Consider the following 26,581-nt stretch of genomic DNA (forward strand, 5'->3'; position numbering starts at 1 on the left):
AGGTTCCAGGATGACGCTCCACCCCCGACGCACGGCGGTGCTCGGCGCCGCTCTCGCCGCGGCGTTCGCACTCCAGCCGATCGCGCACGCCGACGGCGCCCCCGGCCAGCAGGCTTCCCCCGTGGCGCCCGACGTGCGGCACGGGCTGGTGAAGGACGGCGGCTTCGAAACGCCCGTGGTGGCTCCTCCCGGGGCCGACCACCAGACCTTCACGGACGGCCAGAACCTCGGTCCGTGGCTGGTCTCCACGCCTGTCGGGCAGACCCCGGGCTCGGGCGAGGTCGACCTGACGAACAATCTGGACTTCCAGCCCTACGAGGGAAAGCAGAGCCTGGACCTCAACGGCCTTGCCCCGGGAGCGGTCTCGCAGACGTTCGAGACGACCCGGAACACCGCGTACACCGTGACCTACGCGCTTGCCGGAAACGTCGACGGCCCTCCCGCCATCAAGACGGGTGACGTCCGCATCGACGGCCAGCTCTTCCAGAAGTTCTCCTTCGACACCACCGGCAAGACGAAGACGAACATGGGCTGGGTCAAGCACGCACTGACCTTCGTGGCCACCGGTCCGTCCACCACGCTGACCTTCGAGAGCACGACGCCCGCCGACTTCGGACCGGTGATCGACGACGTCAACGTCACGCGTTCGCCGCGTGAGGAGCACTGACCGGCCGCGACGCGGACCATCGGGCCGTACCCGCCGCCGGCGGGTACGGCCCGATTCGCGAGCGCCCGCCGCTCGGCGGGTCAGGATCAGTGGAGTCTTCGCCCGACCAGGGCGGGGTCCTCGGCGAGGTCCGCGAGGAGCGCGTCGAGCTTCGCCCGGTCCACCGAGGGCATCAGGAACACGTGGACGTAGGAGCGGCGGGTGGACTCGTCGCCTGGGACCATGACCACGTCCTGCGAGGAGAGCGACCACTTCGCCACCAGCTGGGCGCTGGGGAGTACACGGGCAGGAATCATCGGTATGGCGTTCAGTTTCCTGAACGCTTCGGCGTCTCCGGTCAGTGCAGGCCCTGACGGAACGGGTTGTAGGCCTCGAAGGGGTCCTCGTCGGTCTCCCCGCGCCGCCTGCGCTCGGCCTGGTACGCGGTCCAGGCGAGGTCGCCTTGCTGGGTGGAGCGCCAGGGCGTGCCGGTACGGTCGCAGAACTCGGCGTAGCGCAGGTCCGGTTCGGCCAGCCGTCGGCGCCGCTCGGCACGCGGGTCGTCGGCAACGCTGGCTGTCTGGAGATCCTCCACGCGGCGGGCGCGGGTCCGCGCTGAACACCGTCTGCGCCGAGAGATGGCGGGTTAGCAGGCGGGGCCTCGCCACCGGGGTGGCGACGGAGATCCGCACGAATGTGCGATTTACGATGTGCCGGTGTCCGAGACCAACGATTTCCCTCCTGACCTGCTCACACTTCAGCGGAGCTGGTACGCAGCCGAGGCGGCCTGGGCCTCCGATCCCAGCGAGGAGAACCGTGCGGCGTTCAGCTCCGTCGCCGCCGAGCTGTACGCCCACCCCTACTGGGCGGGCGTGAAGAACCGGCACGAGGCGGAGATGAAGCTCAAGCAGGCCTCCCGCCCGGCCGGGGAGTCACCTGCTCCCTGATGGCGGCGGTGCCCCTCGCCGCGTCGTTGGTGGACTCGCCGTGTCGACGCGGAGAGGGGCACCGGGGTCGCATGGTCAGTGACACTTGGTCTCGGAAGACCTTCGTGCCCAGTAGGCCTCCACCTTCGCGCGCCGCACCTCCTCCGGGTCGAGCCCGTCGGCGCGTGGCGGGTAGGCCCTGGAGTCCTAGCTCAGACACCAGCCGCAAAGTAGGTCGCGGGTAGCCGGACGAGCCCCGTTTCCCCGTCCTGGATGTCGTCGTTGGTCTGATCGAGTGATCGAGGCCAAAGGGGCGGGCGTGCGGCAAGAGTGGTCGCCAGAAGAGCTGTTGGCGAATTGGACGCTGGTAGACGGCGACTGGGACCTGGTGGCGAACAAGAGCGGGACGACCCGGCTCGGCTTCAGCCTGTTGCTGAAGTTCTTCGAGCTGGAAGGCCGGTTCCCCGATGTGCTGGAAGAGGTCCCGCCGGCCGCGGTGGAGTACGTCGCCGATCTGGTGAAGGTCCCGGCCACCGACTTCGCGAAGTACACGCTGGTTGGCCGGACCGTCGAGTACCACCGCAAGCAGATCCGTGAGGCCCTGGGGTTCCGGCCGTCGACGGTCGCGGACGAGAAGGCGCTAGCGGAGTGGCTGGCCGTGGAGGTCTGTCCGGTCGAGCTGGTGGAGGACCGGCAGCTCGAGGCCCTTCTGGTCGAGTGCCGGGCCCGGAAGATCGAGCCGCCGGGCCGGACCCGGGTCGAGAAGGTCCTCGTCGCGGCGCGCGGTAAGTGGGAGAAGACGTTCTGCGCTCGCACGATCGGCCGCCTCGGCGAGGCGGGCACGGCCCGGCTGCTGTCCTTGGTGGCCGAGGGCAACGAGGCGGGTACCGCGCTGCTGGCCGCGCTCAAGCGTGACCCGGGCGCGGTCGGCCTGGACTCCCTACTGACGGAGATCACCAAACTCAACGACGTGCGCAAGCTCGGGCTGCCCGACGGTCTGTTCACGGGCTGCTCGGAGAAGCTGGTGGCCGCCTGGCGGGCACGGGCGATCAAGATGTACCCCTCAGACTTCCGCGACACGGCGGAGGACGTACGGATCACCCTGCTCGCGGCGCTGTGCTCGTCCCGGCAAGCGGAGATCACCGATGCCCTGGTCGACCTGTTGGTCGCTCTGGTCCACAAGATCAACGCACGGGCCGAGCGGCGGGTGGAGAAGCAGCTCACCGCCGAACTGAAGAAGGTGCGCGGCAAGGAAGGCATCCTCTTCAAGCTGGCGACGGCCGCCGTCGACAAGCCCGACGAGGTCGTACGCCGGGCCCTGTTCCCGGTGGTCGGGGAGAAGACGCTGCGCGAGCTGGTGGCCGAGGCGAAGGCGAACGAGAAGGTCTTCAAGGCCAAGGTCCGCACCACGCTCCGGTCGTCGTACAGCTCGTACTACCGGCAGATGCTGCCGCCGCTGCTGAACACCCTGGGCTTCAAGTGCAACAACACGGCGTACCGGCCGGTGATGGACGCGATGAAGCTGCTGAAGAAGTACGCCGACGTCGACGGCAAGGCCCGCTTCTACGACGCCGGCGACGCGGTGCCGATGGACGGCGTGGTGCGCAAGGACTGGCGTGAGGCGGTCGTCGACGACAAGGGCAAGGTCGAGCGCATCCCGTATGAGCTGTGCGTCCTGGTAGCGCTGCGGGACGCGGTACGGCGCCGGGAGATTTACGTCGAGGGCGCCGCGCGCTGGCGCAACCCGGAGGACGATCTGCCCGGCGACTTCGAGGCCACCCGCGCCGTGCACTACGCCGCGATCCGGCAGCCGCTGAACCCGCGGGCGTTCATCGCGGATCTGAAGAAGCGCATGACCGCGGGCCTGGACCAGCTGTCCGGCGCGCTCGCGGACGGCAGCGCGGGCGGGGTGAAGGTCACCACCCGCAAGGGCGAGCCGTGGATCACCGTTCCGAAGCTGGAGCCGCTGGCCGAGCCCACCGGCCTGGCGGCCCTCAAGGACGAGGTCGCGCGTCGCTGGGGCGTCCTCGACCTCCTGGACGTGCTGAAGAACGCCGACTTCCTCACCGGTTTCACTGAGGAGTTCTCCTCGGTGGCCGCCTACGAGCGAATCGAGCGTGACGTCCTCCAGCGCCGCCTGCTGCTGGACCTCTTCGCACTCGGTACGAACATGGGCATCCGCGCGATCGTGGCGACCGGCGAGCACGGAGACACGATGAAGGACTTCGCTGACCTCACCGACCCCCGAATAAAGGGGTGCCGGCTACGGCTTGTACACGTACGGGGTCGTGGTGCTCAGAGCGGCAAAGCCGAGCCGCTGCAGGATCGGGCGGCTGTCGTCGGAGGCGTCCACCTGCAGGTAGCGGTAGCCGTGCTTGGCGGCGATCTTGGCGCGGTGTGCAACCAGCGCCCGGTAGATCCCCCGGCCGCGCCAGGCGGGTACGGTGCCGCCGCCCCAGAGGCTGGCGAACTCAGTGCCCGGGTGTAGTTCCATCCGCGCCCCGCAGACCGGCATGTCGTCGGCCATCGCGACGACCATGCTGACTGTCCCCGGGCTCTCGGCCAGCATGTCGAGCAGGCTCGGCCGCAGCCAGTCCGCAGTCGTCTCGAACGCTCCCTCGTGCGCGGACAGCATGAGCTCCACGTCGTCCGGGGTGGTCACCGGGTGCAGCCGGACACCCTCGGGCAGTCCGCCGCCATCGGGCAAGTCGGCGATCCGGGCGATCATCAGGGCCTCGTCGGGCTCAGCCTCGAACCCGGCCGCCAGCAGCAGTTCGCCGAGATTCTCCGGCTGGTCGTGCGAGTAATGCTTCCACTCGAACTCGCGGCCCAGCTCGGTGAAGTACTGCACCTGCTCGGCGATCGCCGACCGCGCCGCGGCCTGGTCCAGGCCGGACCAGACGACCGCGCTCCAGCCGCCCTCGGCGCCGACCTGCCGCACCACCTGGCCGACCCGCTCGATCCGGGTGCTGGGCGCGTCGGCGAGGGTATCCCGCCGCATCTGACGGTCGAAGAGAGCGAGTACTTCAGAAGTATCCATCCGCGCATTTCAGCATGGGCGAGAGGGCTCACCAAGCGGATTTCCGCCCACCTGGAGGGGGAGCCGCCGTCCAAACTCGCCGCCGCCTGGACATCGCCACCACGGTTGAGTCCCACCCGGACGGCGTTTCATAGGTGGTCGCTCATGAAACAGGCGATCCTCCGGCGGTCCACCTGCGGCGATCATGTTTCATGAGTTGTTGCAAACGACTGGACGCCTGAAACACCCTCATGAAACAGTCCGGAGCTGTGAGCGACGACTTCAAGCGCGTGGAATCGCACGACTGCCCGATGTCCACCTGCGCCGCCCCCGCGGGGTCCCCGTGCCGGACCGGAAAGGGCAAGGTGGCCATCCAGTACCACACCGCCCGCTTCCGCCTCGTGCCCCAACTCGCCAAGGCCCTGAGCGTGCCGACCCCCGCCGTACGCAAGCCGGGCTCGGCGTGGACCGAGCTGCCCCGGCCGGTGAGCGCCGGCGCCGAGCCGGTCGGGCACGTCCGCCTCGGATACGCCCGCGCCTCGACCGCCCGGCAGTCCCTCGACGCACAGGTCGACTCGCTCGCCGAGGCCGGGGTGACGCGTGTCTTCTCGGAGAAGATTTCCACTCGCGCCACCAGGCGCCCTGGGCTGGAGGCCGCCGTGAAGCTCGCCGGGGAGATCTGTTCCTCCGGCGTCGCCGTCACCCTCGTCGTCCACGAGCACAAGCGGCTCGGCCGCGGCATCGAACTCGCCATGCTCGCCGAAGAGCTGAAGGCCAGCGACGTTGGCCTGGAGTTCCTCACCGGAGAGTTGAAGGGCTCGCACGATCCCTCCGGGATCGTGTTCACCGTGCTCGCGGCCATGTCCGGCATGGAGCGCGAGTACATCCGCGACCGCACCCTCGAAGGCCACGAGTCCGCCCGCAAGCGCGGCAAGACCATCGGCGGCGCGGGCGTCACCGACGAGTCCATGCTGTCCATGGCCCTGCACCTGCGCGAGCAGGAGATGAGCCTGCGCGACATCGCCAAGCGGCTCGTCATCACCACGGGCGCGAAGAAGGGCCAGCACCCCTCGCCTGCCACCGTGATGCGGATGCTGCGGGAGCATGACGAACAGGCCGCCACGGCGGTTGGCGCGTGATCATCCGGCTAGTTTGCGGCTGGTGTCTGAGCTAGGACTCCAGGGCCGGGTAGTACTGGGCGCGGTGCTTGGCTATGTACGCGGGTTGTGCCGTCGTTTCGACATGAGATTGGGAGTCGCGCGTCTGCTCGAATAGGTGCTGTTCGCGAGAATGGGAGTCACCTGCACTTCAGTCGGCGGCGTGCGGCTCGTGGTCCTTCTTCTATAACTCCGGCCCTCGCCGTCTGCGAAGCAGCTGGAGCGGCGCCGAGCGACGCGAGGAGCCCGCGCCGGCTGCGTGGAGTGCGGCAGCGGGCGCGGGCACTACGGGCTTACCCAGGGGCGAGATGCCCGGCCGGGTGGGTTACAGGGTGCTGCACTGGCCCGTGCGGGCGCCGGTGACGGTGTTGGGGTGGCCGTCGTTGGTGGGGGGCGGGGTGTTGCCCCAGCAGAACAGGGAGCCGCCGATGGTGTTGCCTTCGATCTCGGGGCGGTTGTCCTCGGGGAAGGGCCCGGTGCCGGTGTTGCCGGTGACCAGCAGGGATCCGCCGATGTGGTTGCCGATGGCCTCCAGGCCGCCGTTGTTGTTGCTCAGCTGGACCGACGACTGGATCTGGTTGGCGACGCAGTGGTCGTCGCCGGGATCGCCGATGACGACGAACCTGCTGGCTCCGTCGACGGCGAGGGAGCCGGTGACGGTGGTGCCGCACACCCCGACCAGGGTGGAGCCGAAGGAGGCGACGCTGCCCTGGACGGTGGAGTTGCCGATGAACAGGGCGGTGCCCGCCCCGGCCGTGACGCTGCCGCGGACGGTGGCGTTGAGGATGCAGGTGCTCTCGCCGGTGGCGACGACGCTGGCCACGGAACCGGCGACGGTCCGGGTGCAGTTGACCGTCTGGGTGGCGCTTTCCGCGGCGGGGGCCGCGTAAGTGGCGTCGCCGCTGTACTGGGCGGTCAGGGTGTGGCCGCCGGGCAGCAGGTTCGACCAGGTCAGCCGGGCTTGGGCGCAGTGGTCGCCTCCGCCGGGGGACAGCGGGGCGGTGCCGAGGGTGGCGCCGTCGTCGGTGAAGGTGACGGTGCCGGTCGGGGTCGCGGTGGAGCCGCTGGCAGGGCAGACGGTGTCGGTGAGCGTGACCGGGTGCCCGAAAAGCGACGGGTTCGGCGAGGTCGTGAGCATGGTCGTCACCGTGGCCCGGGTGTAGCTGATGGTGATACTCGCACCAGCGCTGGTCACCGTGGGGCCGGTGCCGCCCAGTGGAACCAGGGAGGAGCCGCCACCGCCACCGCCGGCGGCGGCCGTTCCGTTACGGGTGCCTCCGTTGCCGCCGCCGTAGAGACCGCCACCGCCTCCGCCGCCGACACTGGCGATAACGCTATCGGTGCCGCTGCCGCCGGTGCCCAGGTGGCCCGGGTTGCCGCCGGGGGTTCCGCCGGTACCGCCCATGGTCTGGGTGCCCGGCCCACCGCCGGTGCTCGCGGTCCCGCACGTGCCGTTGCCTCCGGCTTCCCCGGCATTGCCACCCGGGGTGCCCCCCGGGTCGCAAAAGGCGAACGAGCCGCCTCCGCCGCCGCCGGCCGCCACGATGAGCCGCGAGTCGGTGGTGGTGAGGGGAGTGCTGCGGGGCTGGGTGCGCACATCGGAGGCACCGCCGCCGCCACCACCGGTCTGGTGGCTGGAGCCGCCCCCGTTGAACCCGCCGGTACACCGCGTCGATCCGATGCAGCCGCCGCTGTTGGTGGGAGTGCCGCCGACCTCGACATACAACGTCTGGCCCACGCTCAATCCCGACAGTGTGCCGCTGACCTGGGCGCCCATCCCACCCGGGGTACCGCCGTCACCGGTGTCGTTGGGGGCACCGGCCGCGCCGATGGCGGACACCTGCACCGAGGACACCCCGCCGGGCACGGTGAAGGTCTGCTCGGCGCCGGTGAAAGCGAACGTACAGGTGGTGGTGTTACCGGAGGTCGTGCAGGTGCCCTGGGCATGAGCGGTCCCGGACAGCGCCACCGGGGCGATACCGGCGGCACAGAGCATGCCGGCCGCAACGGCCAGCGCACGTCCACGGCGGCCCGCCCAACCGGCACGGTACCCCCTCACGCCTGAGCCTGGCTGACCACCGGAAACCGACAGTGAGAAAGTCACGATCTACTCCCAGAAAGCGGAAAGGGGAATCTCCCGGCAGGGGATTGTCTTCCGCCACCCTGGATCAGACAGCCCAGCCCCCGGCCGGCAACCGATCCGACACACCGCCGAATCACCCCGGCGGTCCCCCGCCCACCCGGCATGCGCGCAAGACCGGAGCGCGAACCCGACCTCCGTCGCCCAGGACGTCACCAGGCCGGGCCCGGCAGGCGGGCGGTGCTGTCGAAACTCGTGAACATTCCGCCGCGGTCTCGGAAGCCTTGTGCCTCCCGAATCGGTGTCGAAGTGCTGCCCAAACTCGTGGACGAAGCCACGGGGACGTGACGGACAGAGTGTCCGCCTCACCCGGTCCTGAGTAGTAGCGGTACTGTGCGGCCAAGGTGAGCCCAAAAGCCGCCACGGGATGATCTTGGTTGGGCCACGGCCGGGGTCAGGCTTGGCGAGCTGTTCCATCCTGGCACCCCGGCCGGCTGCGTCCTGGAGGGTTAGTTCTGCGGAACGGGCAGTTCCCGGATCAGGATCCACTGATGGTCGGCCTTGTTGCAGACGATGCGTAGGCGCAGTGGGTGGTCCAGGTAGCGGCGGGCCCAGGTGTCGATGGGGTCGTTGTACCAGCCCGGTTGGAGGCTGAGTTCCATCGCCCGGACGGTGCGCTGGCCGAGTTCGAGGCCGTCGATGGTGGTGGTGCGGCCAGGCCCGGTGACGCCGTCGACGCCTGGGCGCAGGCGTAGCGGTCCCCAGATCACCGTACGAAGTTCGTCTTCGGTGATGCCGGCGGCCGGGTTGGGCAGGTGGTTGACGCCCTTCTCATCCAGGACTTCGAGGGTGAGGTTGTCGAGGGTTTCCAGGATCTCGGGACCGGCGAGTTCGAGGTTGAGGGTCCAGTAGTTCGCGTGATGCTGGGTAAGCCGGAGATCGAGATCCGGGGTCAGTTCGCGGTGCCACCGGTCACGTTCGATTCGGGTAACGCCTTCTGCGGCAACCGCCGAGCGGTCTGCAGCCCGCCAGGCGAAGACGGCTACGGCTACGGCGGCGACGGCCGCCACAGCGGCTATCCATTCGGTCATGGCCCGGGACAGTAGCAACAGTTCAGGGGTACCGTGCCGTTCGAAGGATGGACTGGCCCTGACGTGGCCGACCCGGGTCAGTTCTCCCGGCCGCCGGGGATGACCCGCAGGACGGGGCCGACGGGGGCGAACTCGCCGAGGTCGAGAGCGGCGTCGCGGCAATTGGCGATCAGCTGCAGCAGCCGGGCGGTGTCGTCGGGGAACGGCGGCGCCTCGGTGCCGGGGACGACGGGCTGGAGGATGGCCGCGGCGAGCCGGACGGCATGCAGCGCGGTGGTCCCGCGTGGGTCGATGCAGCCGGTGTGCCCGACGTGCCGCAGGGCGTCGAGGCGCTTCTCCAGCTCCAGCAGCATTTCGTAGGCCGGGACGTACGCCGGGTTGCTCCACTCCTCGCTCACCGCGCCTCCCCCCGGTCCGCGGCGCCGGTGTTCTCGGTGTCGGGGCCGTCCGGCTCCGGGCCGACGGCTTCGATGTCCGCGACCAGGACGTCGCCCGCCTCTCGCCGTTCGTCCGGCACCACGTCAACATGCTCGGTTCTCTAGCCAGTTCGGCCGTGTTTTTCAACGAGCCAAGAGGACCGCCTGAGGCTCGGTCCGACCGACCTCTGGGTGGGCGGAGTGGCGATCGTCGGGCATCCCGTTGTCAGTGCCCTCGTGCATCCTGATCGGATGCTGGTCACGATCGAGTGCGGGAACTGCGGAGAAGACGTTCACCTGCCGCCGAGCCGGCTGAAGAACGGCGCCAAGTACTGTTCCTCGAAGTGCTATCACGAGGCCAAGACTGCCGCACGGGTTGTCTCTCGCCGGTGCCAGCATTGCAGTATCACGTTCAAGAAGAGACTGTCCCAGGTCGTCCGCGGCAAGGGCCTTTACTGCTCCACCGAGTGCGCCCGTCTCGGGTCCCGAATGGATCGAGCCGAACGTCCATGCGGACACTGTGGCAAGCCCCTGGTTGTAGTTCCCGATCAGGTGGCGCATCGAGACAACGGGCGTGGCCAGTACTGCTCCATGGCCTGCAAGGGAGCCGCCAGGACGCTTGAGGGCACGGTGTTGACCCCGTGTCGACGGTGTGGTGAGGACGTTCGAGCGCATCGGTCAAAGGTCGAGGAGGGCCGGAAGGTCTACTGCTCGGACGAATGCAAGACCGCTGACAAGCTCCGAGAAGAACGACCCTGCGAGCACTGCGGGATCATTATGGTTCTCACCCATACCAAGACGATCCAGGAACGCCGCTTCTGCAGTCGGGAGTGTTACAAACTCAACCAAGCCCAAGATCCGGCGATCTTGGAACGATTGGCCGTCATTCGAGCCAGGCAGATGGAACAGAAGGAACCAACGCGTTGCGAGCGGGTGCTCTATGAACTGATGGACCGCGCGGTCGGGCCAGAAACATGGGAGTCCCAGTACCGCCTCTTCCACTGGACTGTTGATGCGGCAGTCCCCAGTCGGCAGCTCGTCGTCCAAGCTGATGGCGACTACTGGCACGGGCTCACGGCGGCCAAGGCGGGCGAGGCGGGCGAGGCGCCTCACCCGACCGTCGCCCTGACGATCAGCAAAGACCGAGCCCAGGATAAGTATTTGGAGAAGGCCGGCTGGCGGATCTTGCGTCTTTGGGAATCAGAGTTAATCAAATACCCGGACTGGTGCCTGCGTAGAATCACGGCGGCGGTTGAAGAAGCGGGCGGAGATTCCGGAGTGAGTTCAACGTAGAGACCTCTGGCTGGGTGCGGTGGAGATGGAGCGGACGTTGCCGAGGAGCTGGTCGCGTTCGGCGGTGACGCGGTCGAGCTCGACGGAGATCTCGTTGATGACGTGCGCGTAGAAGTCCGTCAACTCCTGCCGTTCGGCCTCCACCGCCCTGAGCTGGGCGTTGGCTTCCTCCAGCTCTCTGATCTTCTTCTTGAGGGCCGCGATCGGTCGCAGCCGGCCGACAGCAGACCTGCCACGGCAGGGGGCCCACTGCTCAGGGGCGGGTGACGTTGACGGGCCACTGTCCGACCCGCACCGGCTCCAGAACGATCCCGGGCGAGGGGCCGGGGCCGGAGACAGCGCCGACGTCGTAGCGCACCTGCTCAGGTGCGAGGGCGACCATGGAGAGCGACACGGAACCCCAGACGCGTCCGCTCGGTGACACCAGGCGGCGTATCAGGGCTGCCGGGTCGTCCGGCGGTAGCCGTCGCCGCGCGCGATCGGCAGCCACTGGCCCCACGCGACGTCCGGCGGTTCGTCCGCCGGCTCGGGGCGGGCGACCGCTTGAAGGCGTGCCCGGAAGTGCGCGGCCCGGGCGGCCATCGTCGCGCGGATGTACGGCGGGCAGGGCTGAGCGCCCGCCCGGCCCTCCACGCCGTCGTTGAGCACGACGCTCAGACCGGCGGGCAGCTCGTGGTCCTCTATCCTGCTGCCGCTCCAGCTGACTACTCGCACCCCAGAGGGCCTGGCGATGATCAGGTGGAACGGGTCGTAGCGCTCCAGCCAGGCGCTGGTGATTGGCTCGCCGCTGGCGGCGATGAGCGGGAGCCCGCCCCGGGAGAGCCGCTGCTGCGGGGGAGCGGTGTGGCCGAAGCCGTTGAGCAGACAGGCCGCCACCGGCTCACCCCCAGGCCCGGTGCTGGGGGCGACTGCGAGCCAGGTACCGCCCGCGTCCAAGTCCAGGCCGCCGGTGACGTTGGGCTGGTCCGGCCAGTGGCAGCCGGGCGGCAGCCACTTCCGGTCGGTGTACTCGTCCCGGACAGCGAGCAGGAGAACCGGCACCGCCGAGCCCGGGTCGAAGCTGACGAACGCCGTGCACATAGCGGTCCCCCTACTGCTGTCGGCCGCCGTCCAGGTGGCGGGCTGCCATCAAGATCCCCAACGAGGCGCCGGACAGGGTCAGCCGGCCGTCGCGGGCCGCCTCGACCGCCTCCGGCAGGTCCCACCACTCCAGAGTCATGCCAACCTCCGAGCTGGTCAGCTGCTGCTCGCCGAGCGTGAGGCCACGCGCGAGGAAGAAGTGCAGCCGGGCGGTGTTGCGGGTCATCAGGGCGACGCTGCCCAGCGGCGTCCACTCCCGGGCGGTGATCCCGGCCTCTTCGCGGAGTTCCCGCCGCCCGGCGTCCTCGGGGCTCTCGCCGGGCTCGACGGTCCCTCCCGGTGGGGTGACAACCTCGCCGTGGACGTACGTGACGGAGCGGACCATGCCGACCCGGCCGCGGTCGTCCAGGGGGACGATCAGGGCGCCGTCCGGCTGCTCGGTGACCCACACCTCCCCCGGCTGCCCGTCCGGCCGGGTGACCTGGTCCAGGTGGACAACCAGACGGGGAGCGGTGAACACCGTCGCGCGGCCGTGCTGCTTCCAGCTCACATCGGCCTGCCACAGTGCAGGACGACCTGGCGCTCGGTCGCGAAGGCGGTGACCAGCGCGGTCAGGCGCGCGTGCATGGTGGCAGACACCTCGTCTTCCCAGTCGGCGAGTTGAAGGAACCGGTGCTCGTCGTGCGCCTCGGACAGCGTGACCGAGTCGGCCTGCTCCCAGGTGAGGGGCCCGGAGGAGAAGAAGTAGGTGCTGACGGGCGGCCAGCCCTCGGCCGGCGGGAGGAAGTCCACGCCGACCGGGCAGAGCGGGCCGTCCAGCTTGAGGCCCGTCTCCTCCAGGACTTCCCGCCGCGCCGCCTGCGCAGGGGCCTCACCGTCTTCGAGGAGGCCCCCCGGTGCCCACCAGCGCTGCGGCCAGCCGTGGGAGGCCCGGCCTTCGTTGTACGCGTCGTGCAGGAGCAGCAGCCGTCCCTCGGGGTCGAGGAGCAGCACGCCGCAGCCGTGCAGGGCACGGGGCAGCGTCTCGACGAACTCCTCGCGGGGAATCCAAGTCTTGGCCATCGAGTGCCCCATCTCAGGTCGCGGGCGCGAAGAGCGCGCGCAGGTGGGCGGGGTTGGCGGTGCCGGGGATCGGCGCCACCTGCGGGCCGAGTTCCAGCAGCCACCGCAGGGCCGCCGCCGGGTCGGGCAGCAGGCCGGCGTTCAGCGGCCGGTACGGCACGTACGGGATGTCGCTGGCCAGGCAGTACGCCAACGCCGGGTCGTCCGGCTCAGCGGCGTTCAGGCAGTTTTGCACGGCGACCGTCACCAGGCCGGCGGCCTCGCGGATCTGCTCGGGGGTCACCTTGGACAGGCCAATGGCGCCGATCTTGCCTTCGGTCCTCAGGTCCTCAAGCTCGCCGACCTGATCGGCCAGCGGCACCGCAGGGTCCACCCGATGCAGGTAGCACAGGTCGATCCGCTCGGTTCCCAGGCGGCGCAGGGACGCCTCGACAGCGGCGCGCAGGTACTCGGGGCGGCCCAGCGGGCGCCAGACGTTCGGCGCGGGCCGCACCATGCCGACCTTCGTAGCCAGCAGCAGCTGCTCGGGGTAGGGGTGCAGCGCGCGGCGGATCAGCTCTTCGACGGTATGCGGGCCGTAGGCGTCGGCGGTGTCGATGTGCAGGATGCCGAGGTCGTGAACGGCCTCGCGCAGCATCGCGGCACCGCCGACCATGTCGGCCGGCTCGCCCCAGGTACCGGGGCCGGTCAGGCGCATGGTGCCCAGGCCCAGGCGGGGGACCTGCTTGCCCGCGATCGTGATCGTGTTCACGCGGCAGCCGCCCAGGCAGCGGTGATCGTCTCGACCGCCACTTCGACGGCGGCGGCGTGCCCGTCGCTGGGCACCGGGACGTGCGGTACCGCGTAGGCGCCCAGGGCCCGGTGTAGCTGCGCGTCCACGGCCTCGCGGAACTCGGCGTCCGTCCAGTCGGGGTCCTTGCCCGGGCGCTCGGGTAGCGGCAGCGCCGGGTCGAGGAGGGTGGCGAGGAACACCGGCGAGCGGGGACAGGCCAGCTGCGCCAGGGCGGTCAGGCGGGACAGCGCCTCGGGGTCGGGGCGCTCGTCCCGGTGCTGGACCGCGGCCAGGTAGTAGGCGAGGGCGTCGTAGGGGGTGCGGTCCACGATCACGACGTCGGCGGTGAGTTCAGCTCCCAGCGTGGCGTTGGAGGTGGCGTTGATGATCCAGGCGGTGGACTGGACGGTGTGGCGCGTCATCTTCGGGAAGCCGAGTTCGGCAGCCCGCTTGGCGAAGCCGCCGGTTCGGGCGACGGTGATGCCGGTAGCGCGCAACTCCATCTCGACGCGCTTGGCGAGGGTGGTCTTGCCGGTCGAGTGCGTTCCGGCGACGTAGAGGCGAAGCGGTGTCACCACAGTGTTTGTTCCTCAGATTTCGGGGCGGGTGGCAAGGGAGCGCCGGGCATCCCGGGCGGGACGGCGGCGGTGAGCAGCACGTCCCAGGTGTCGTAGTGCCCGGCGAGCGCGATCAGCAGCAGTGCGGTCGCGTGGGCGTCGTAAGCGGCCCGGTGGCGCTGGCCGGGAACGGACGCCAGGTCGATGCCGGTCAGCTCGATCAGCGCGTCGAGGCTGTACCCGCCGGCCTTCGGGTAGGTCGCGCGGGCGAGCCGCAGGGTGTCCAGCACCCCGGCCGGCTTCCAGTCGGGCATGTGTCGCAGCAGCACGCCGTAGTCCACGTGGGCGTTGTGCGCGGCGATCCACGTTCCCTCCAGGTCGGCGTGCACCTGGGGGCCGACCTGTTCCCAGGTCGGCGCGGTGGCGACGTCCCGGTTGCGGATTCCGTGCACCCGACGCGCGAACGGCGTGATGGGGTTCGGCGGGCGCAGCAGGGTGGAGCGTGCGGACGACGGCACCGGGCTCCCGTTCACCACGGGGATCGCGGCGACCTCCACCAGGTCCGGTGGCTGTGCGCCGTTGCCTTCGACGTCCACGACGAAGACTCGGGGCCAGGTGCCGTAGTCCATCAGGGCTCCTTACTTGGGGTCGGTCCAGCCGATTTCGGCTCGGCCGTGGCGGCGGTGGCGGTGCGGCTTGTCACGGTCGTGGACCTGGTAGCCGAAGCCGTGCTGGAGGTAGTAGCGCGGCGGCTCGTTCAAGCCCTCGACGATGATGGCGCGTTCGTCCACCTCAACGTCGCCGGTCGCCCCGAGAGCACGGGCGGCTTCGGTGGCCTCCTCCAGACTGGGGGCCTTCCAGGCGTCCCGGCACAGGCCCAGCTGCGCCACCGGGCAGATGTCGCACAACTCCCGGATGCCGTAGTGCCCGTTGTAGTCGGCCACCTTGTGGGCGTAGGCGACACCGCAGCTGGTCTTGCGGAACAGCGGCCCGTACGGCTCGGCCTGGTCGTCCGGCCGGCGGAATGCCGCGAGGATCCGCTGTTCGGACTCCTCCGGCATGATCTTCCGGCGGGCGGTGTCCTCGTAGGGCAGCGGAAGGCCGTGGTCCGCGTAGTACTTGGCGATCTCGTCGCGGAAGAACAGCCCTGTGAAGACCGTCGCGTCGGCATGCCGTGACAGCTCCAGAGCCCGCTGGATGTGCTCGTCCGAGTCGTTGAGGCCCGGCACGATCGGGCGCCAGTACAGCACCGTGCGGTAGTGCTCGGCGTGCCGGTGGAGCGTCTGGACGCTGGCGGCGGCGATGGCCGAGTCGACGGGCTCGATGCCCGGGTGGTCGATGCCGGAGTGTGTGACCAGCACCGTCAGCCGGATGTTCTCGAAGCTGTTCAGGACCTCGCAGTCCTCGGGGTCGACGCGCCACCTGGTGATGATCAGAACGTGGTTGGTCAGGCCCTGCTCGTCCAGCAGCCGCAGCGTCCGGAACGTGTGCGGCTTGACGACCGGGAGCATGGGGTCCGTCGCCCGGTTGAAGATCTGGATCGGCGTGCGGTGGGGCCGGAAGTACCGGTGCCCGGTCAGCAACTCCACCGCGGCCTCGTCGCTCAGCAGCCGCCGAGGGGTCTTGAGCTCGAAGTTGTCGAACAGGTGACGCACGCAGTACCCGCAGTCCAGCGGGCAGCCCACGAGGTGGTTGAGCGACAATCCGCTCTTGCGGTACTCGATGACCTCGGCGAGCTCCGGCTTGAGCGAAGCGATCTGCTCGACGTTCAGCAGGGGCAGCGGGCGCCGGGCCCTCCTGGCGGCGGTCGTCATCGGTGATCCTCCTTGATCTCCAAGAACTGGTGGTGGCCGGCGCCGAACCACGTCCCGAAGTCCCGGCGCGCGGCGCGCCGGTCGTCGGAGGTGTGGATCAGGTTCTCCACGAGGCGGCGCTGTGCCCGGGCGGCCGTGAGGCTGTCGGTGCCCAGGTCGGCGCGGATGGTGCCCGACTCGGCCTGGTGGGGGTCGAAGTGCCCGAGCAGGCTGCGCAGCCGCTCGGGGGTGCCGGGTTCGCCGTAGGCGAGCGCCACTTCCACCGGCTGTCCCACGTAGGTGGTGCGCAGGCAGCCGGGAACGTCGACCTCGAAGCGGTCCCGCGTGACCAGCAGGTCCCAGTAGTGGACGAAGATCTGCCAGTCCTCCACGAGGACCTGCTGCCGGTGGACGATCGTCGCGGCGGGCTCCAGCCGGGCCAGCACCTGGTCACTCAGGCCCCGGCGCACGCAGTCCGGCTTGAGCAGCACCACGCTCCAGCGGGACCAGTCCACCCCCCGCAGCGGGTTCCGCTGCTGCGTCTGCGAGCTCACGAGAGCCCCCCGGCCGCGACCCGGGCCGGCCAGCGGCGCGCGAACTGCCAGCGGGCGCCCGGCTCCAGCGCATCGAGCACGCGCTGGTCGACCGGGTCTTCCGGGCAGTTGACCACCTGCCGGTGCGCCTCGAAGAGCAGCAGGACGCGCTGCCAGTACCGCGGCAGGTCCAGTCCGGCGACGTCCCTGGGGGTGTACTGGACCCGGTTGGCGCGCAGCAGCTCCTCGTGCTCCAGGACGGTCCGGATGTGCTTCCACGTGGAGTCGGCGGGCATCACCGGCGGCGCGAAGCAGGGCACCGTGCCGGAGCTCGCCGCCGTCTCGTCCAACACCCTGCCCGCGCGCTCCAGGTCCCGGACGCCGACGTGCATCGAGCCCACGTGGTGGGTGTAGGAGCCCAGGCGCAGCCCGAGGAGCGCGGCGGCGAACTCCTGGATCAGGGTGAAGGAGTAGACGTCGCAGACCATGCCGCGATTGGCGTCGTTGGCGCGCATGTAGGTGACCATGTGCAGGTAGCCCTCACGGGCCAGCAGGTGGAGGCCGACCAGGCAGGGCAGGTCGGGGTGGCCGATCTCGTCCAGGTCGCGGGCCTCGAAGATCGGCATGTACGCGCGCTTGCTGTCCTTCTCGGCCCGCAGCAGCTCCAGCGCCTGGTCGAAGGCGGAAGGCGCGCCGTCTGGACGGGGAGCGAAGATCCTGGCCCCGTAGGACGAGCCTTCGATGGTGACGCCGTCGCGCGAGTCGGCCCGGCGGCGGTTCGCGTAGTGCCCGATCAGGTCGAGGTTCCGCATGCCGCCCAGGTACCAGAGCGCTTCCGCGTAGTGGTACACCGGGTTGACCGGTCGGCTCGTCAGGTACAGGGCCCGCTGGCGGGGATCGGCGAGCCGGAAGCTCGCGCCGATGATCTCCTGGCTGTCGTTACCCCGAGCCGAGTTGACGAACTCGTAGGTCTCGATGACGTGCCGCAGGACGGCGACGTAGGCGTGCTGGAACGAGGGGAAGACGACGGGTGCGATCACACTGAGCTCCACTTCTTGGTGCGGCTCCGGAAGGAGAAGCGCGAGACGGGGAGATGGGACGGGCCAGGACTTCCACGCCGCCCCGGGGGCGCACGGCGATCGCCTCTCCCGGACCGGGCAGGTCGGGGAACGGCGTCAGCCGGGCAGGTGGATAGAGGGAGACCGTGTCGGACCAGCATGGGGGCGTAGGTGATGACGGCCGCGCGGTGAAGCCACGCGGTACGGCTTCGGTAGCCGGCCCCGTTCAGGCTGACGCCGGCCGGAGACGGGCCCCCTCAGTGAACTGCCGGACCGGTGCCGTAATCCGTAGTGGGACTACGACCCGTAGTCCCACTACGGGTTAAACGATCTGTACGCCCGCGCGGGCGGCGAAGTCGCGCACGCCCGGCAGTCGCCGGTCGTGCCGCAGCAGGCCGGCTGCGAGGTCACGAACCGCGCCCCTGCGCAGCTCTTGCGGGGCCGCTTCCTCGGCAGCCAGCAGGGCGCGGTAGCACTGCTCCGGCTTGCCCCACTGGTCGAAGGCACGGGCCACGTCGGTGAAGAAGCGGGCCTGCCGCTCGGCGGTCGGCAGCGCGGCCGGGTCGATCGTGCGGGCCGTCTCGATCGCCCGGCCGGCATCCCCGAGTTCGAAATGCACGCTGACCTCGTGCAGGCCGACGCCCTGGATGCCGTCCACCAGGCCGGAGGACCGGCCCGCAGCGGCAGCGCTGTCAGCGGCCTCCGCGATGAGGGAGTGGGCGTACACCCTGTCGCCCGCCTTCGCCGCGGTGTAGGCGGCGGTGGCGTAGAGGTCTCCGCGCGTGGCCAGGCGGTACGCTTCGGGGACAGAGGTGTCGGCGAGCAGGTCGTCGGCCGCGACGACGACGATGTCCGTTGCCCTGGCCAGGCTGCCCTGGCGGCGCCAGGCGCTGGACATCATGCGCTGCGCCTCGGCCTTGATCAGCGGGTCGCCACCCAGGCGGGCGGCGGTCAGCGCGCGGTCGGCGGTGACGGCCACGAGGTTGTTGTCGCCGATCTTGATGCACAGGCGCACCGCGATGTTGTAGAGCTGGGCGACGGTGCGGGCGCGCTCCTCCGCGGTGCCGACGACATCGGCCGCAGCGATCCGGCCGGGCAGCGCCTGGGCGAGGACGTCGTACTTGGCCGCCTTGAACTCCCGACGGGAGACCGCGACGGACTCGGCGACGGACGCCCGCGTCGGCTCCCGCCGGGGAGCGGGGATCCGCCCTGCCCCGTAGAGGAGCAGGTCTTCCAGGCCGGAGAGCGGCGGCGCCGGCTCGGCCTGCGCCGCCTGCTGTCCGGCCACCGGAGCGAAGAGGGCGGCAGCCGCCAGGGTCAGGAACGGGCGGCGTCGCACATCGTCCTCCTCGGCACCGGAAGTCGTCGTCAGCGTAGCCGAGCTGACGCGCCGTCGCGGTGATCTGTTCGCCTTCTTCGCGGCGGGCTGCGGCAGAGTCATCAGCGTGTCGACCCCGACGTCCAGGGCGTCGGCCAGCAGTCGCAGCAGCGGCACGTCCTGGACTTGCTGGAGGTCCCGCTCGACCTGCGACATCCACGCCTCGCTGCGGTTGAGCTCGGTCGCCAGCCGCAGCTGCGTCCAGCCCTTCTCCGTGCGGCGCAGCGAGATGAACCTGCCGAACGTGATGCTGTCGGTCACCGTTCCCCCCGGCGCTCGTAGTCAGCACGCTACGGACCGCTACCGTAGCGACGGGTGTGTGCTCCGGGTAGAGCCCCGTTCTCCGCTTCATCCCGTGGTCCCGGGCCGTGCACCCGCTGCTGGCGAGGTGGGCGCTCAGGCGCCGAACTGCGGCCCACCGGTCCGAGGTCTCCATCACTGCTCTCCTACAGTGGGCGCCGAGTCCCGGTCCGCCCTGGCCTCCTGCGCCTCCCAGGCCAGCGGGCTGCTGCCCACGTGCCGGGTGAAGGCCTCCCGCCCCTGGTAGAGCGCCAAGAGGAGGCGGCAGATCGGCGCGATGACCACGATGTCGAACACAGGCCCAAGCCGGGGCTGCCGAGCGACCAGGTCGCCCCCAGTCGCAGGGCGTCGTCCACGAGCACCCGCATCGGAGTGCGGGGCCTGAGGTGTTCGTACCTGCTCTCGGTCCCGGCGAGCAGCAACACCAGGTAGCCGGCCAGTTCCTCGTGCAGCGCGTAGAGGGCGTCCAGGTCGGCGCCGGTGAGTTCCCCGCCGGCCATCGCCCGAGCCGCCAGTCCGTCCGCTCGCGCCACGATGCGCAGGGTGGCGAGCACGTCGATCTCGATCGGAGCCCTAGCCACAGGTCGCCCCCGAACGCCGGCCCGCGAGGATCAAGTTGGCCACCATGCGCGGCTGACAGAGCACGGCAGCCGAGATCATCGGCACGACCCAGAAGGCGCGACCGCCCTCCTCCCGCGACAGGCCCGGTCGCGGGACGGCGGTGGTCTGCCCGAGGCCCAGACAGGGCACGTCCTGGATCGGCCAGTACCGCGCCGTGCCGTCCGGTACGACCGCGTAGTACGCGTCGTACGAGTCGTAGCAGAACACCGGCCCGCGCTTGAGGACGCGGCTCAGGTACCGGTCCAAGAGCCTCGGCTGGTCGGTCCTTGCGACGGCGCGCACCTCGGCCCCGGGGACGACCACGACGTCGAACCGCACGCCGGTCGGCAGCAGCGCCAGGTCGTCGCGCGCCCAGTCGGCGAAGGCCAGCCGGGGAACAGGCGCCGCTGCCGAGAGCCAGCGCGCCACGGCGTGATCATCCAACTGTCGCTCAGCCACAGGACGGCCCTCTCCGAAGGCCGCGATGGGCGACGTTCGCGACGTCCTCCGGCAGGCAGAGGACCCCGGGGGATTCCATCGGTACGGCCCAGTACGGCCCGGCGGCGCGGTCCCGCGTGAGGCCGGGCGCCGGCACCGTCACAGCCGAGCCCCGGCCGAGGAGGGCGACGCCCGGCACGGTCCAGGTGCGGACCGCGCTCGGCGGCACCAGCGCCACGTAGAGCCCGCGGTCCCCCGTGCAGAACACTGGCCCGTCGAACGACGCCGCGAGGTAGCGGTCGATGGTCGCCCAGTCCGCGCTGCCCGCCGCGCTGGCGACGATGTCGGCCGGCAAGCGTGCCGCCGAGAACAGCAGCCCGCAGGGCAGCACCGTGACGCCGCGCGTCGCCCAGTCGGCGGCGGCGGCCGTCCGCTCGCCGTCGGGGAGGGCCGCCAAGAGCCAGTGCCGCACGGCGGCCTCGCGCTCGGCCCCGGTCACCAGGTGCGCTCTCATACCGTCACCGCCGAGCCGGCCGCACCGGGCTCCAGGGTCCCGTAGTGGCGCGCGGCCTCTTCCAACGCCGAGGCAATGTCCCGGCCGTGCAGCAGACCCTGCGGCTTCCTGGTGCCCTCGATCCACGGCAAGTTGTCCCAGCGCGTCCCGTGACTCGGCGGGACAGCGATCCAACCTCGGTCCCCGCTGCGGACCTCCCCCGGGACCCCAGCGCGCAACGCGTACCGGCCGGTCGCGGGCAGCATGAGCAGGGTGACCGTCTCCTCGGCGACGATGCACGGCACCGGCTTGATCGCGTCCAGGTCGATCATCGCCGCCATGCCCATCTGGCGCGGCACCACGAGCGCGTCGAAGGGCCCGGTCCAGGCGACGAGGCCGGCACCCGGGGCCTGCTGGAGGGCCTGCGCGAGCACCTCGGCGTCCCGCAGCACCCGGGCGCCGGGCTTCGGGTGGGCGCCGGAGGTCGAGCAGTCCGGGGTGCCGCAGGTGCAGCCCTGGCGCGGGCGGTGCCTCCACCCGACCGAGAGCGGCCAGCCGAGGGCGTTGATGTACGCCTCCGCCGCATCCTCGGGCCGCCGGTGATTGACGAGTTCCATGTGCCGTTGCTCCCTCGGTGATCATCTGCACACGAGCAGTGACAGAATCCGAGGGTGGCAGCCGCACACGGCCGCGCCCCCTAGAAATTCTAGGGGGCGTCAACTGTTCTAGATCATGGGTGGGTTAGCGCACGAGTTCCATGTTTCGCACGAAGCTCGACAGCACGGTCTGCTGCGACGGCACGCCGATCCTGACCAGGTCGGACACCAGGGCGCGGCTCATCGGGTCCGCGTACACGTAGTGCCGCGCGAGGCCGGCCGCCTCTTTGAGCCGCACGACGGCCGCCGACGACTTGCCCATCCGGTGGAGCGCCCGGGCCTGGTCGACCATGCAGTGGGTCCGCCGCTCCTTGGACGGGATGCTGTCGATGTCCACCGTCGGCACCCGCTTGAGACCCACGTCGGGCTGATCGACCTCGACGCCGGCCTCCGCCGCGTGCACCGCGACCACGCCGCGCCCGAAGACCGTGTGCTGTTCCACGTCGTACCAGCCGTCCGGCAGCCGGCCTGCGGTCTCCACGGCCGCGTCGATCTGAGCCCAGGCGTCCGCCCGCTGCCCCGACCTGGCGTAGGCGATCGAGCACCGCAGTTGCAGCGCCCCGTACATCGACACCGCCCGCTCCTGGGCCTGCGCGCCGACCGTCATCGGCTCCAGGTCCCGCATCGCCGCCTCTGCGACCGCCAGCATCTCCCGTGGTGCCGCCTGATGCAGGAGTGCACCACACCGGTCCCATGCCACCGCCGCCTTGACCAGCGGGTCGCCGACCTGGGTCGCCGCCCCCGCCGCGACCTCGGCCGCCGTCCACGCCAAGTCCGGGTAGCCGAGCTGGTTGAGGCACATCCGAGCCGTCCTCACGGCGTCGACCAGCAGGCGCAGCGCCTCCTCCCTCGCTCGGCCGGCGAGGGTCAGGACGGCGGTGTTCAGGTCCTCGATCAGCGGCGGCACGAGCCGGGCGATCTTCGGCAGGTTCGCGGCCTGCCGCGCCGCGCTCGCCTTCACGACCTGCGCTCGCAGGTCCGCCAGGTCGACCAGCGCCGCCCCGGTCGGCGTCAGCCCGGGGTGCCCGGAAAGGATCAGGCCAGCACGCCGAATCCCCGTACGCAGAGCCGGGATAAAGGAGTGCGCCAGGCTGCCGCTGCCATGCTGGAGCCGGTACGGCAGTCCGAGCAGCCATGCCGGGTCGACGTCGCAGCGCTCCGCGATGGCGGTGATCACGCTGAACCGGTCCAGCGGCAGCCGGCCTGCCTCGATGTTTTCCAGCCACTTCTCGGTGCGACCGATGAACCCAGCCAGCTGAGCGTGCGTCAACCCCGCTGCATTCCGGGCGATCCGGACGCGCGAACCGATCGACTCGTCGTTCAAGGGCATACTGGAGCCTCCGTTCCTGACCTCGACACTCAGGACGGTACTCCGAAAGCGCCCCCGCGTCGCCACCTGGCTAGCACGGGGGCGCTTCTCTCTATGGACGTCAATACGGTTGCTTTGAACCGGAGGAGACGCTCTGTCATCGCCTGTGACGGCCCAGACGAGAGCGAAGGCCGGGCCGCCCGCTATGACACCGTCACCGCCGCCTCATGAGGAACAGGAGCAGCAACATGGCCGCCCTGCCCAGGACCCTGACCGTCAGCTACCACACCGCCGAGAACCTGGCCGCCGTGGAGCCGCTGCTGCTCGGCCCGTCGCGGCGAGGGCATGCAGCACCACCTGCTGAAGCTCGATCTCGCGTCCCACCTCCGGGCGGTGACCGGTTGGGCGGCCGAGTACGAGGTCGCGGCCGACGACGGGGCCTGGCGGGCCGACGTGATGGCCACCGGCCCGGGCGGCCGGCGGATCGCGCTGGAGGCTCAGCTTGCCTCGATCTCGGTGGCCACGGGCAGCATACGGCCGTGGTCCTTGGCATCCCCACCATGCGTGGTGATCGATGAATCCACGAAGGTGGGCTGCCGCATGGTCCTCAACCAAGATCGAGAACCGATCCAAAGAAGCGTGCGTCAAACGTCCTTCAGAACACGATCAAGTGCCGCCCGGCCTGCAGGTCCCCAGTGCGGCTTGCCGCCGGGAAGGCCCCGATCTCCGTTCTGCCCCATGAGCATCAGGAACAGGCTCTTCATAGCAGCCAGCCCGCGGGCGCGCCGGATCGCCGCCTCATCTGCATGCGCGTACATGTCGAGGAACCGTGAGGTCGTGCCCGCGGGCAGCAGCACCCATGCGGCGGCGAGGTCCCACGCCGGATCGCCGGCGAACATGGCACCGAAGTCGACGATGCCCGAGAGCGTTCCGTCCGAGACGACGACGTTCGCGGGATGGAGGTCGCCGTGCACCCACACCAGCGGGCCCTCCCACGCGTGGGCCGCAACGGCGTCGTCCCAGACGGCCCGGACGTCGGCAGCAATGTCGTCGGGGACAACGGCCTGGAAGAAGTGGTCGAAGCCCTCCGTGCAGTCCCTGGGATGGGCACCGAAGTCCGTAGAGATCGGCGCCTCGGCAGGCGCCTCCACGTGGAGCGCCCGGAGGAAGCCCGCCAGCGTGTCGGCCGCGTGGTCGCCGCGGCTGATCGAGGCGTGGTCCAGCGGCTCGCCGGGAACCCACGTCATCACGGTCCAGTGCTTGGGGAAGCGCTCTGACGGTTCACCGAACCGCACCGGGGTCGGCACCGGGAGCGGCAGGCGCGGGGCCAGCACGGGGAGCCACCGCCGCTCCTTGAGCTGGAGTTCCGGGGTGGGGTCCATACGCTGCATGCGCACGGCCAACTCGTCCCCGAGGCGCCACATCTGGTTGCCCCAACCGCCCACCACCTCACGGATGGCCAGCCCTGCAAGGTCTGGATGTTGCTCTTGCAGCAGGTCGCGGACCAGGTCCGCAGTGATCTCGATCTCGGTGACGGTCATGCGAAGTCACAGTACTGAGGTGGCAGGCGGAGCGGCCCTCGCTCTCCGGAACACCGCGCTGTGATCCCCCCGGCATCACCAATTCGGTTTCAGAGAGCTACAGATCAGAGGCTTTGGACAGACCGGCCCCAAGTTCAGAGAAGCCTGCCTGACCTGCCCAGTCTTCCTCACCGGACCGGAGTTCCTGCCCGAGCTCCAGGCCCAGCGGCAACGGACGCTGACGCTCATCGACAACGCCAAGGGCTGCGGCCACCAGCGGGTGGCCGAGATGAACGAACAGGTCCTGACCAACCTCGACCGGATGATCACCGAACTCGAAGCCGACGGGCCGCAGGAGGCCGCCGATGCGAGCTGACAACTCCCCGCACATCGTCGCCGCCGCCCGGCAGCGGGCCGCAGCGACCAGGGAGCGGGCCATCGCCGCCCTCCGGCGCATGGACACCGCCGGACAACCCGTCACCTTTGACGCCGTCGCCCGCGAGGCCGGCGTCTCACGGTCTCCGACCGACAACAGCTCCGCCTCGCAAGTCGGACACGGCTCCCGTGCTTGTGCTGGTTAGCTCAGGATCGGTGTCGCGGACGAGGCGGGCACCAAGACTTCGCTCCGTCGGTATGTGTCGCTGCCGGGTGCGTTCGGAAGCCGGGCAGCAGTTCACGGGTGAGACGCAGCAACTGACAGCACTACCGACGCGCGTCTACAAGTGCCGTGCGATGCACGGACATCGAACCGACGAACACGTCTCATGCCTGGTTAGCGGGCGTACCCGATCCGGATCGGCGGGGCGGCGTGCTCGGGCGCCGGGGCGAGCACCGGGGCCGGCCGCCGCTGCCACGGCTTGCCCGGAGCGCGGTCGGCGGGCACCAGCACCTCCAGGTCCTCGCGGAGCCTGGGCACGAGGATGAACCGGGCGGTGTGGTACTTCGCCGCGGTTTTGCCGCCCATCGTCCGGCACGGACTCCCGGCTGGGGCTCCACACTTCGAGCAATCGTGACGTTCCACCGCAGATGCTGCCTGATCGGGTGTCAGATCCATGCCCAAAGTCTCTCAGAAGTGTGTTGCAGAACGCCTGAGTTTTGAGAGGTTTTCTGCGAGTCTAGACATGGACAAACCGGACACGTTTCAGAGGCCTCGCAGAACTCTCGCAACTGTTCATTTGCGAGAGTTACGCATCGTCACGACTGTTACGTTCGGCTACATGGCACTCTGTCGAGGTCTCGCGAGGGAACCGGCCCCACCCGATCAGCGGATCATCGGCCGCCATCTCCTTCAGCGGAGCATCGGTCCGATGAGCCAGCCTCAATGGCAGCGTCTCCCTGCTCCGGCAACCGACCGGATGCCTCCCGCTGTCACTCCCTGGTTGCGGTCGCAGTCACACCGAAGGTGAGCGCGCCCGTCAGTAGCGCGAATGCGAGGGTGACGGCCGCCCACTGTCCGATGGAGTCGACCTGGTCGCCGAGCCCGAGCAGCTGCCAGGCGGTGTCCCGCAGCGCCAGTGAGACCGGCAGTGTCAACGCGCCTGCGGTGGTCGCGATCCGGGCGGCCCGTCTCGTTTTCGACGCGGGAGGAGGCGCGGCGAACCGCAGGACGCTGTTGCAGACCATCACAAAGGCGAAGGTGCCGCCCGCGAAGACTGCGGTCTCCACGGTGAAGAGCAGTACCCCGGGCCAGCCCTCGCCGGAAGCCAGTCCCGTGGCGACCAGCAGGCCAGCGGCGACGGCGGCTGCGGCGGCGAGCAGGGTGAACCGGAGGCGCACGAAGTCGAGCACCTTGCCGCGGCCGATCAGCGCAGCGAGTGCGCGCCATGTGCGGGAGCGGGGGCCGGCGAGGAGAGTCGCGAGGGGTGCGAGGTCGTCCAGCCAGTCCCCGCCCGTGTCCTCGGCCCCGCGCGCCGGCTTCGGTAGCCGTCGGATCGCCCGGCGGTGCAGCAGCAGGCTCCCGGCCGTCACCCCGGTGAGCGGCAGCAGGGACGCGATCAGCCAGGGGGTGCCGCCGTCCCAGGACGCGCGGTCCGCCCGCGCGGCCACCGCCGCCCAGTCGGTGGCGAGCGTGGCGGCGACGAGCAGCGTGCAGACCAGCGCGGCCCGAAGTACCTGCTCGATCCGGTAGCGCGGCAGCGGTCGGTCGCGGCGGCACAGTAGCGCCCTTGCCCCGCCGAGCGCACCGAGCAGGGGGACGAAGAACATGGTGAAGGTCACCACCGCGTCGTACGGATCGCCCTGCCAGGGACTGCCCGCCCGCACCGAGCGAACCTGCGTCGTCAGGTAGGCGAACAGGGTGAAGGCGGCGGCGCCGGCGGCGGACGTCGACAGCGCCGCGGCCGCGGCGGGCCGAGCGGGGTGTCCGACTTCCATCTGATTGATCGTCAAGTCATTTCGCATGACG

The 26,581-nt window shown here is 70.2% G+C and carries 32 protein-coding genes and 1 pseudogene; 5 read left to right on the plus strand and 28 right to left on the minus strand.

What is annotated here, in order from left to right; genetic code table 11:
* Window positions 1–10: 10 nt before the first annotated feature.
* Window positions 11–667, plus strand: a complete 657-nt coding sequence (locus tag ACIO5E_RS36125) for a choice-of-anchor C family protein (protein ID WP_400676211.1) — start codon at window positions 11–13, stop codon at window positions 665–667.
* An 86-nt stretch (window positions 668–753) separates the two neighbouring features.
* Here ACIO5E_RS36125 and ACIO5E_RS36130 read toward each other — a convergent pair whose 3' ends face one another.
* Window positions 754–963 carry a hypothetical protein gene (locus ACIO5E_RS36130; protein ID WP_400676213.1) on the minus strand — a complete coding sequence of 70 codons (210 nt, stop codon included), beginning with the start codon at window positions 961–963 and terminating at the stop codon, window positions 754–756.
* Window positions 964–1,004: 41 nt separating this feature from the next.
* Window positions 1,005–1,241: a hypothetical protein gene (locus ACIO5E_RS36135; RefSeq protein ID WP_400676215.1), complete on the minus strand. Its 237-nt coding sequence runs from the start codon at window positions 1,239–1,241 to the stop codon at window positions 1,005–1,007.
* Between the two features lie 121 nt (window positions 1,242–1,362).
* Here ACIO5E_RS36135 and ACIO5E_RS36140 point away from each other — a divergent pair, with 121 nt between their 5' ends.
* Both ACIO5E_RS36140 and ACIO5E_RS36145 read left to right on the plus strand, forming a co-directional pair.
* Window positions 1,363–1,593 carry a hypothetical protein gene (locus tag ACIO5E_RS36140; RefSeq protein ID WP_400676217.1) on the plus strand — a complete coding sequence of 77 codons (231 nt, stop codon included), beginning with the start codon at window positions 1,363–1,365 and terminating at the stop codon, window positions 1,591–1,593.
* Window positions 1,594–1,891: 298 nt separating this feature from the next.
* A pseudogene (locus ACIO5E_RS36145) lies at window positions 1,892–2,338 on the plus strand (DUF4158 domain-containing protein); the annotation flags it as partial.
* A gap of 1,497 nt (window positions 2,339–3,835) precedes the next feature.
* Here ACIO5E_RS36145 and ACIO5E_RS36150 read toward each other — a convergent pair.
* The gene (locus tag ACIO5E_RS36150; protein ID WP_400676219.1) at window positions 3,836–4,612 is read right to left on the minus strand and encodes a GNAT family N-acetyltransferase; all 777 of its coding nucleotides are present in this window, start codon (window positions 4,610–4,612) and stop codon (window positions 3,836–3,838) included.
* 248 nt (window positions 4,613–4,860) lie between these two features.
* Here ACIO5E_RS36150 and ACIO5E_RS36155 point away from each other — a divergent pair, with 248 nt between their 5' ends.
* Entirely contained in the window at window positions 4,861–5,730 is an 870-nt protein-coding gene (locus ACIO5E_RS36155; RefSeq protein ID WP_400676221.1) for a recombinase family protein, read from the plus strand.
* A gap of 343 nt (window positions 5,731–6,073) precedes the next feature.
* Here the strand turns inward: ACIO5E_RS36155 and ACIO5E_RS36160 are convergent, their stop codons facing one another.
* The 4 genes from ACIO5E_RS36160 to ACIO5E_RS36175 all read right to left on the minus strand — a co-directional run bounded on the left by ACIO5E_RS36160 (window position 6,074) and on the right by ACIO5E_RS36175 (window position 9,439).
* The gene (locus ACIO5E_RS36160) at window positions 6,074–7,744 is read right to left on the minus strand and encodes an Ig-like domain-containing protein (RefSeq protein ID WP_400676223.1); all 1,671 of its coding nucleotides are present in this window, start codon (window positions 7,742–7,744) and stop codon (window positions 6,074–6,076) included.
* Between the two features lie 593 nt (window positions 7,745–8,337).
* Window positions 8,338–8,898 carry a hypothetical protein gene (locus tag ACIO5E_RS36165; protein ID WP_400676225.1) on the minus strand — a complete coding sequence of 187 codons (561 nt, stop codon included), beginning with the start codon at window positions 8,896–8,898 and terminating at the stop codon, window positions 8,338–8,340.
* A gap of 98 nt (window positions 8,899–8,996) precedes the next feature.
* Window positions 8,997–9,317 carry a hypothetical protein gene (locus ACIO5E_RS36170; protein WP_400676227.1) on the minus strand — a complete coding sequence of 107 codons (321 nt, stop codon included), beginning with the start codon at window positions 9,315–9,317 and terminating at the stop codon, window positions 8,997–8,999.
* Entirely contained in the window at window positions 9,314–9,439 is a 126-nt protein-coding gene (locus ACIO5E_RS36175; RefSeq protein ID WP_400676229.1) for a hypothetical protein, read from the minus strand. The genes ACIO5E_RS36170 and ACIO5E_RS36175 overlap by 4 nt, the downstream gene beginning before the upstream one ends.
* Before the next feature lie 796 nt (window positions 9,440–10,235).
* On the opposite strand from ACIO5E_RS36175, the gene ACIO5E_RS36180 reads away from it, so the two are divergent.
* Window positions 10,236–10,628, plus strand: a complete 393-nt coding sequence (locus ACIO5E_RS36180; protein WP_400676231.1) for a hypothetical protein — start codon at window positions 10,236–10,238, stop codon at window positions 10,626–10,628.
* Here the strand turns inward: ACIO5E_RS36180 and ACIO5E_RS36185 are convergent.
* The 21 genes from ACIO5E_RS36185 to ACIO5E_RS36285 form a co-directional block, all read right to left on the minus strand.
* Window positions 10,620–10,772: a hypothetical protein gene (locus ACIO5E_RS36185; RefSeq protein ID WP_400676233.1), complete on the minus strand. Its 153-nt coding sequence runs from the start codon at window positions 10,770–10,772 to the stop codon at window positions 10,620–10,622. The genes ACIO5E_RS36180 and ACIO5E_RS36185 overlap by 9 nt on opposite strands.
* A gap of 109 nt (window positions 10,773–10,881) precedes the next feature.
* Window positions 10,882–11,022, minus strand: a complete 141-nt coding sequence (locus ACIO5E_RS36190) for a hypothetical protein (protein ID WP_400676235.1) — start codon at window positions 11,020–11,022, stop codon at window positions 10,882–10,884.
* A gap of 41 nt (window positions 11,023–11,063) precedes the next feature.
* Complete coding sequence (locus tag ACIO5E_RS36195; protein ID WP_400676237.1) at window positions 11,064–11,708, minus strand: NRDE family protein; 645 nt, start codon at window positions 11,706–11,708, stop codon at window positions 11,064–11,066.
* A 10-nt stretch (window positions 11,709–11,718) separates the two neighbouring features.
* Complete coding sequence (locus tag ACIO5E_RS36200; RefSeq protein WP_400676239.1) at window positions 11,719–12,258, minus strand: NUDIX domain-containing protein; 540 nt, start codon at window positions 12,256–12,258, stop codon at window positions 11,719–11,721.
* Window positions 12,255–12,770, minus strand: a complete 516-nt coding sequence (locus ACIO5E_RS36205; RefSeq protein WP_400676241.1) for an NUDIX domain-containing protein — start codon at window positions 12,768–12,770, stop codon at window positions 12,255–12,257. Before ACIO5E_RS36205 ends, ACIO5E_RS36200 begins: the two co-directional genes overlap by 4 nt.
* A 13-nt stretch (window positions 12,771–12,783) precedes the next feature.
* A complete protein-coding gene (locus tag ACIO5E_RS36210) occupies window positions 12,784–13,521 on the minus strand; it encodes an aldo/keto reductase (protein ID WP_400676243.1) in 738 nt (245 codons plus the stop codon).
* Window positions 13,518–14,120: an AAA family ATPase gene (locus tag ACIO5E_RS36215; RefSeq protein WP_400676245.1), complete on the minus strand. Its 603-nt coding sequence runs from the start codon at window positions 14,118–14,120 to the stop codon at window positions 13,518–13,520. The genes ACIO5E_RS36210 and ACIO5E_RS36215 overlap by 4 nt, the downstream gene beginning before the upstream one ends.
* Window positions 14,114–14,728, minus strand: coding sequence for an exonuclease domain-containing protein (locus ACIO5E_RS36220; protein WP_400676247.1), 615 nt, complete (start codon window positions 14,726–14,728; stop codon window positions 14,114–14,116). Before ACIO5E_RS36220 ends, ACIO5E_RS36215 begins: the two co-directional genes overlap by 7 nt.
* Window positions 14,729–14,737: 9 nt before the next feature.
* Window positions 14,738–15,913, minus strand: a complete 1,176-nt coding sequence (locus ACIO5E_RS36225; RefSeq protein ID WP_400676249.1) for a radical SAM protein — start codon at window positions 15,911–15,913, stop codon at window positions 14,738–14,740.
* Complete coding sequence (locus ACIO5E_RS36230; protein WP_400676251.1) at window positions 15,910–16,446, minus strand: nucleoside-diphosphate kinase; 537 nt, start codon at window positions 16,444–16,446, stop codon at window positions 15,910–15,912. Before ACIO5E_RS36230 ends, ACIO5E_RS36225 begins: the two co-directional genes overlap by 4 nt.
* Complete coding sequence (locus ACIO5E_RS36235) at window positions 16,443–17,465, minus strand: thymidylate synthase (RefSeq protein WP_400676253.1); 1,023 nt, start codon at window positions 17,463–17,465, stop codon at window positions 16,443–16,445. Before ACIO5E_RS36235 ends, ACIO5E_RS36230 begins: the two co-directional genes overlap by 4 nt.
* A 340-nt stretch (window positions 17,466–17,805) precedes the next feature.
* On the minus strand, window positions 17,806–19,122 hold the full coding sequence (locus ACIO5E_RS36240) for a helix-turn-helix domain-containing protein (protein WP_400676255.1): 1,317 nt from the start codon (window positions 19,120–19,122) through the stop codon (window positions 17,806–17,808).
* Between the two features lie 174 nt (window positions 19,123–19,296).
* Entirely contained in the window at window positions 19,297–19,458 is a 162-nt protein-coding gene (locus tag ACIO5E_RS36245) for a hypothetical protein (protein ID WP_400676257.1), read from the minus strand.
* A 276-nt stretch (window positions 19,459–19,734) separates the two neighbouring features.
* Window positions 19,735–20,190, minus strand: coding sequence for a hypothetical protein (locus tag ACIO5E_RS36250; protein WP_400676259.1), 456 nt, complete (start codon window positions 20,188–20,190; stop codon window positions 19,735–19,737).
* Between the two features lie 22 nt (window positions 20,191–20,212).
* Window positions 20,213–20,713, minus strand: coding sequence for a hypothetical protein (locus ACIO5E_RS36255; RefSeq protein WP_400676261.1), 501 nt, complete (start codon window positions 20,711–20,713; stop codon window positions 20,213–20,215).
* Window positions 20,710–21,309 carry a hypothetical protein gene (locus tag ACIO5E_RS36260; protein WP_400676263.1) on the minus strand — a complete coding sequence of 200 codons (600 nt, stop codon included), beginning with the start codon at window positions 21,307–21,309 and terminating at the stop codon, window positions 20,710–20,712. Before ACIO5E_RS36260 ends, ACIO5E_RS36255 begins: the two co-directional genes overlap by 4 nt.
* Window positions 21,310–21,433: 124 nt before the next feature.
* Entirely contained in the window at window positions 21,434–22,678 is a 1,245-nt protein-coding gene (locus tag ACIO5E_RS36265; protein ID WP_400676265.1) for a helix-turn-helix domain-containing protein, read from the minus strand.
* A gap of 623 nt (window positions 22,679–23,301) precedes the next feature.
* On the minus strand, window positions 23,302–24,198 hold the full coding sequence (locus tag ACIO5E_RS36270) for an aminoglycoside phosphotransferase family protein (RefSeq protein WP_400676267.1): 897 nt from the start codon (window positions 24,196–24,198) through the stop codon (window positions 23,302–23,304).
* 97 nt (window positions 24,199–24,295) lie between these two features.
* Entirely contained in the window at window positions 24,296–24,616 is a 321-nt protein-coding gene (locus ACIO5E_RS36275; RefSeq protein ID WP_400676269.1) for a hypothetical protein, read from the minus strand.
* Window positions 24,617–24,949: 333 nt separating this feature from the next.
* Window positions 24,950–25,141: a hypothetical protein gene (locus ACIO5E_RS36280; protein WP_400676271.1), complete on the minus strand. Its 192-nt coding sequence runs from the start codon at window positions 25,139–25,141 to the stop codon at window positions 24,950–24,952.
* Between the two features lie 404 nt (window positions 25,142–25,545).
* Window positions 25,546–26,550, minus strand: a complete 1,005-nt coding sequence (locus ACIO5E_RS36285; RefSeq protein ID WP_400676273.1) for a hypothetical protein — start codon at window positions 26,548–26,550, stop codon at window positions 25,546–25,548.
* Window positions 26,551–26,581 lie beyond the last annotated feature (31 nt).

The organism is Kitasatospora sp. NPDC087314, assembly GCF_044744365.1.
Classification (GTDB): Bacteria; Actinomycetota; Actinomycetes; order Streptomycetales; family Streptomycetaceae; genus Kitasatospora.

What these genes read in the sequence shown, in the direction of transcription:
- ACIO5E_RS36125 (WP_400676211.1), top strand. Translation starts at nt 11, where the DNA reads ATGACGCTCCACCCCCGACGCACGGCGGTGCTCGGCGCCGCTCTCGCC.
- ACIO5E_RS36130 (WP_400676213.1), bottom strand. Translation starts at nt 963, where the DNA reads ATGATTCCTGCCCGTGTACTCCCCAGCGCCCAGCTGGTGGCGAAGTGG.
- ACIO5E_RS36150 (WP_400676219.1), bottom strand. Translation starts at nt 4,612, where the DNA reads ATGGATACTTCTGAAGTACTCGCTCTCTTCGACCGTCAGATGCGGCGG.
- ACIO5E_RS36160 (WP_400676223.1), bottom strand. Translation starts at nt 7,744, where the DNA reads ATGCTCTGTGCCGCCGGTATCGCCCCGGTGGCGCTGTCCGGGACCGCT.
- ACIO5E_RS36180 (WP_400676231.1), top strand. Translation starts at nt 10,236, where the DNA reads ATGGAACAGAAGGAACCAACGCGTTGCGAGCGGGTGCTCTATGAACTG.
- ACIO5E_RS36195 (WP_400676237.1), bottom strand. Translation starts at nt 11,708, where the DNA reads ATGTGCACGGCGTTCGTCAGCTTCGACCCGGGCTCGGCGGTGCCGGTT.
- ACIO5E_RS36205 (WP_400676241.1), bottom strand. Translation starts at nt 12,770, where the DNA reads ATGGCCAAGACTTGGATTCCCCGCGAGGAGTTCGTCGAGACGCTGCCC.
- ACIO5E_RS36220 (WP_400676247.1), bottom strand. Translation starts at nt 14,728, where the DNA reads ATGGACTACGGCACCTGGCCCCGAGTCTTCGTCGTGGACGTCGAAGGC.
- ACIO5E_RS36225 (WP_400676249.1), bottom strand. Translation starts at nt 15,913, where the DNA reads ATGACGACCGCCGCCAGGAGGGCCCGGCGCCCGCTGCCCCTGCTGAAC.
- ACIO5E_RS36255 (WP_400676261.1), bottom strand. Translation starts at nt 20,713, where the DNA reads ATGAGAGCGCACCTGGTGACCGGGGCCGAGCGCGAGGCCGCCGTGCGG.
- ACIO5E_RS36260 (WP_400676263.1), bottom strand. Translation starts at nt 21,309, where the DNA reads ATGGAACTCGTCAATCACCGGCGGCCCGAGGATGCGGCGGAGGCGTAC.
- ACIO5E_RS36265 (WP_400676265.1), bottom strand. Translation starts at nt 22,678, where the DNA reads ATGCCCTTGAACGACGAGTCGATCGGTTCGCGCGTCCGGATCGCCCGG.
- ACIO5E_RS36270 (WP_400676267.1), bottom strand. Translation starts at nt 24,198, where the DNA reads ATGACCGTCACCGAGATCGAGATCACTGCGGACCTGGTCCGCGACCTG.
- ACIO5E_RS36275 (WP_400676269.1), bottom strand. Translation starts at nt 24,616, where the DNA reads ATGGCCCGCTCCCTGGTCGCTGCGGCCCGCTGCCGGGCGGCGGCGACG.
- ACIO5E_RS36280 (WP_400676271.1), bottom strand. Translation starts at nt 25,141, where the DNA reads ATGGGCGGCAAAACCGCGGCGAAGTACCACACCGCCCGGTTCATCCTC.
- ACIO5E_RS36285 (WP_400676273.1), bottom strand. Translation starts at nt 26,550, where the DNA reads ATGGAAGTCGGACACCCCGCTCGGCCCGCCGCGGCCGCGGCGCTGTCG.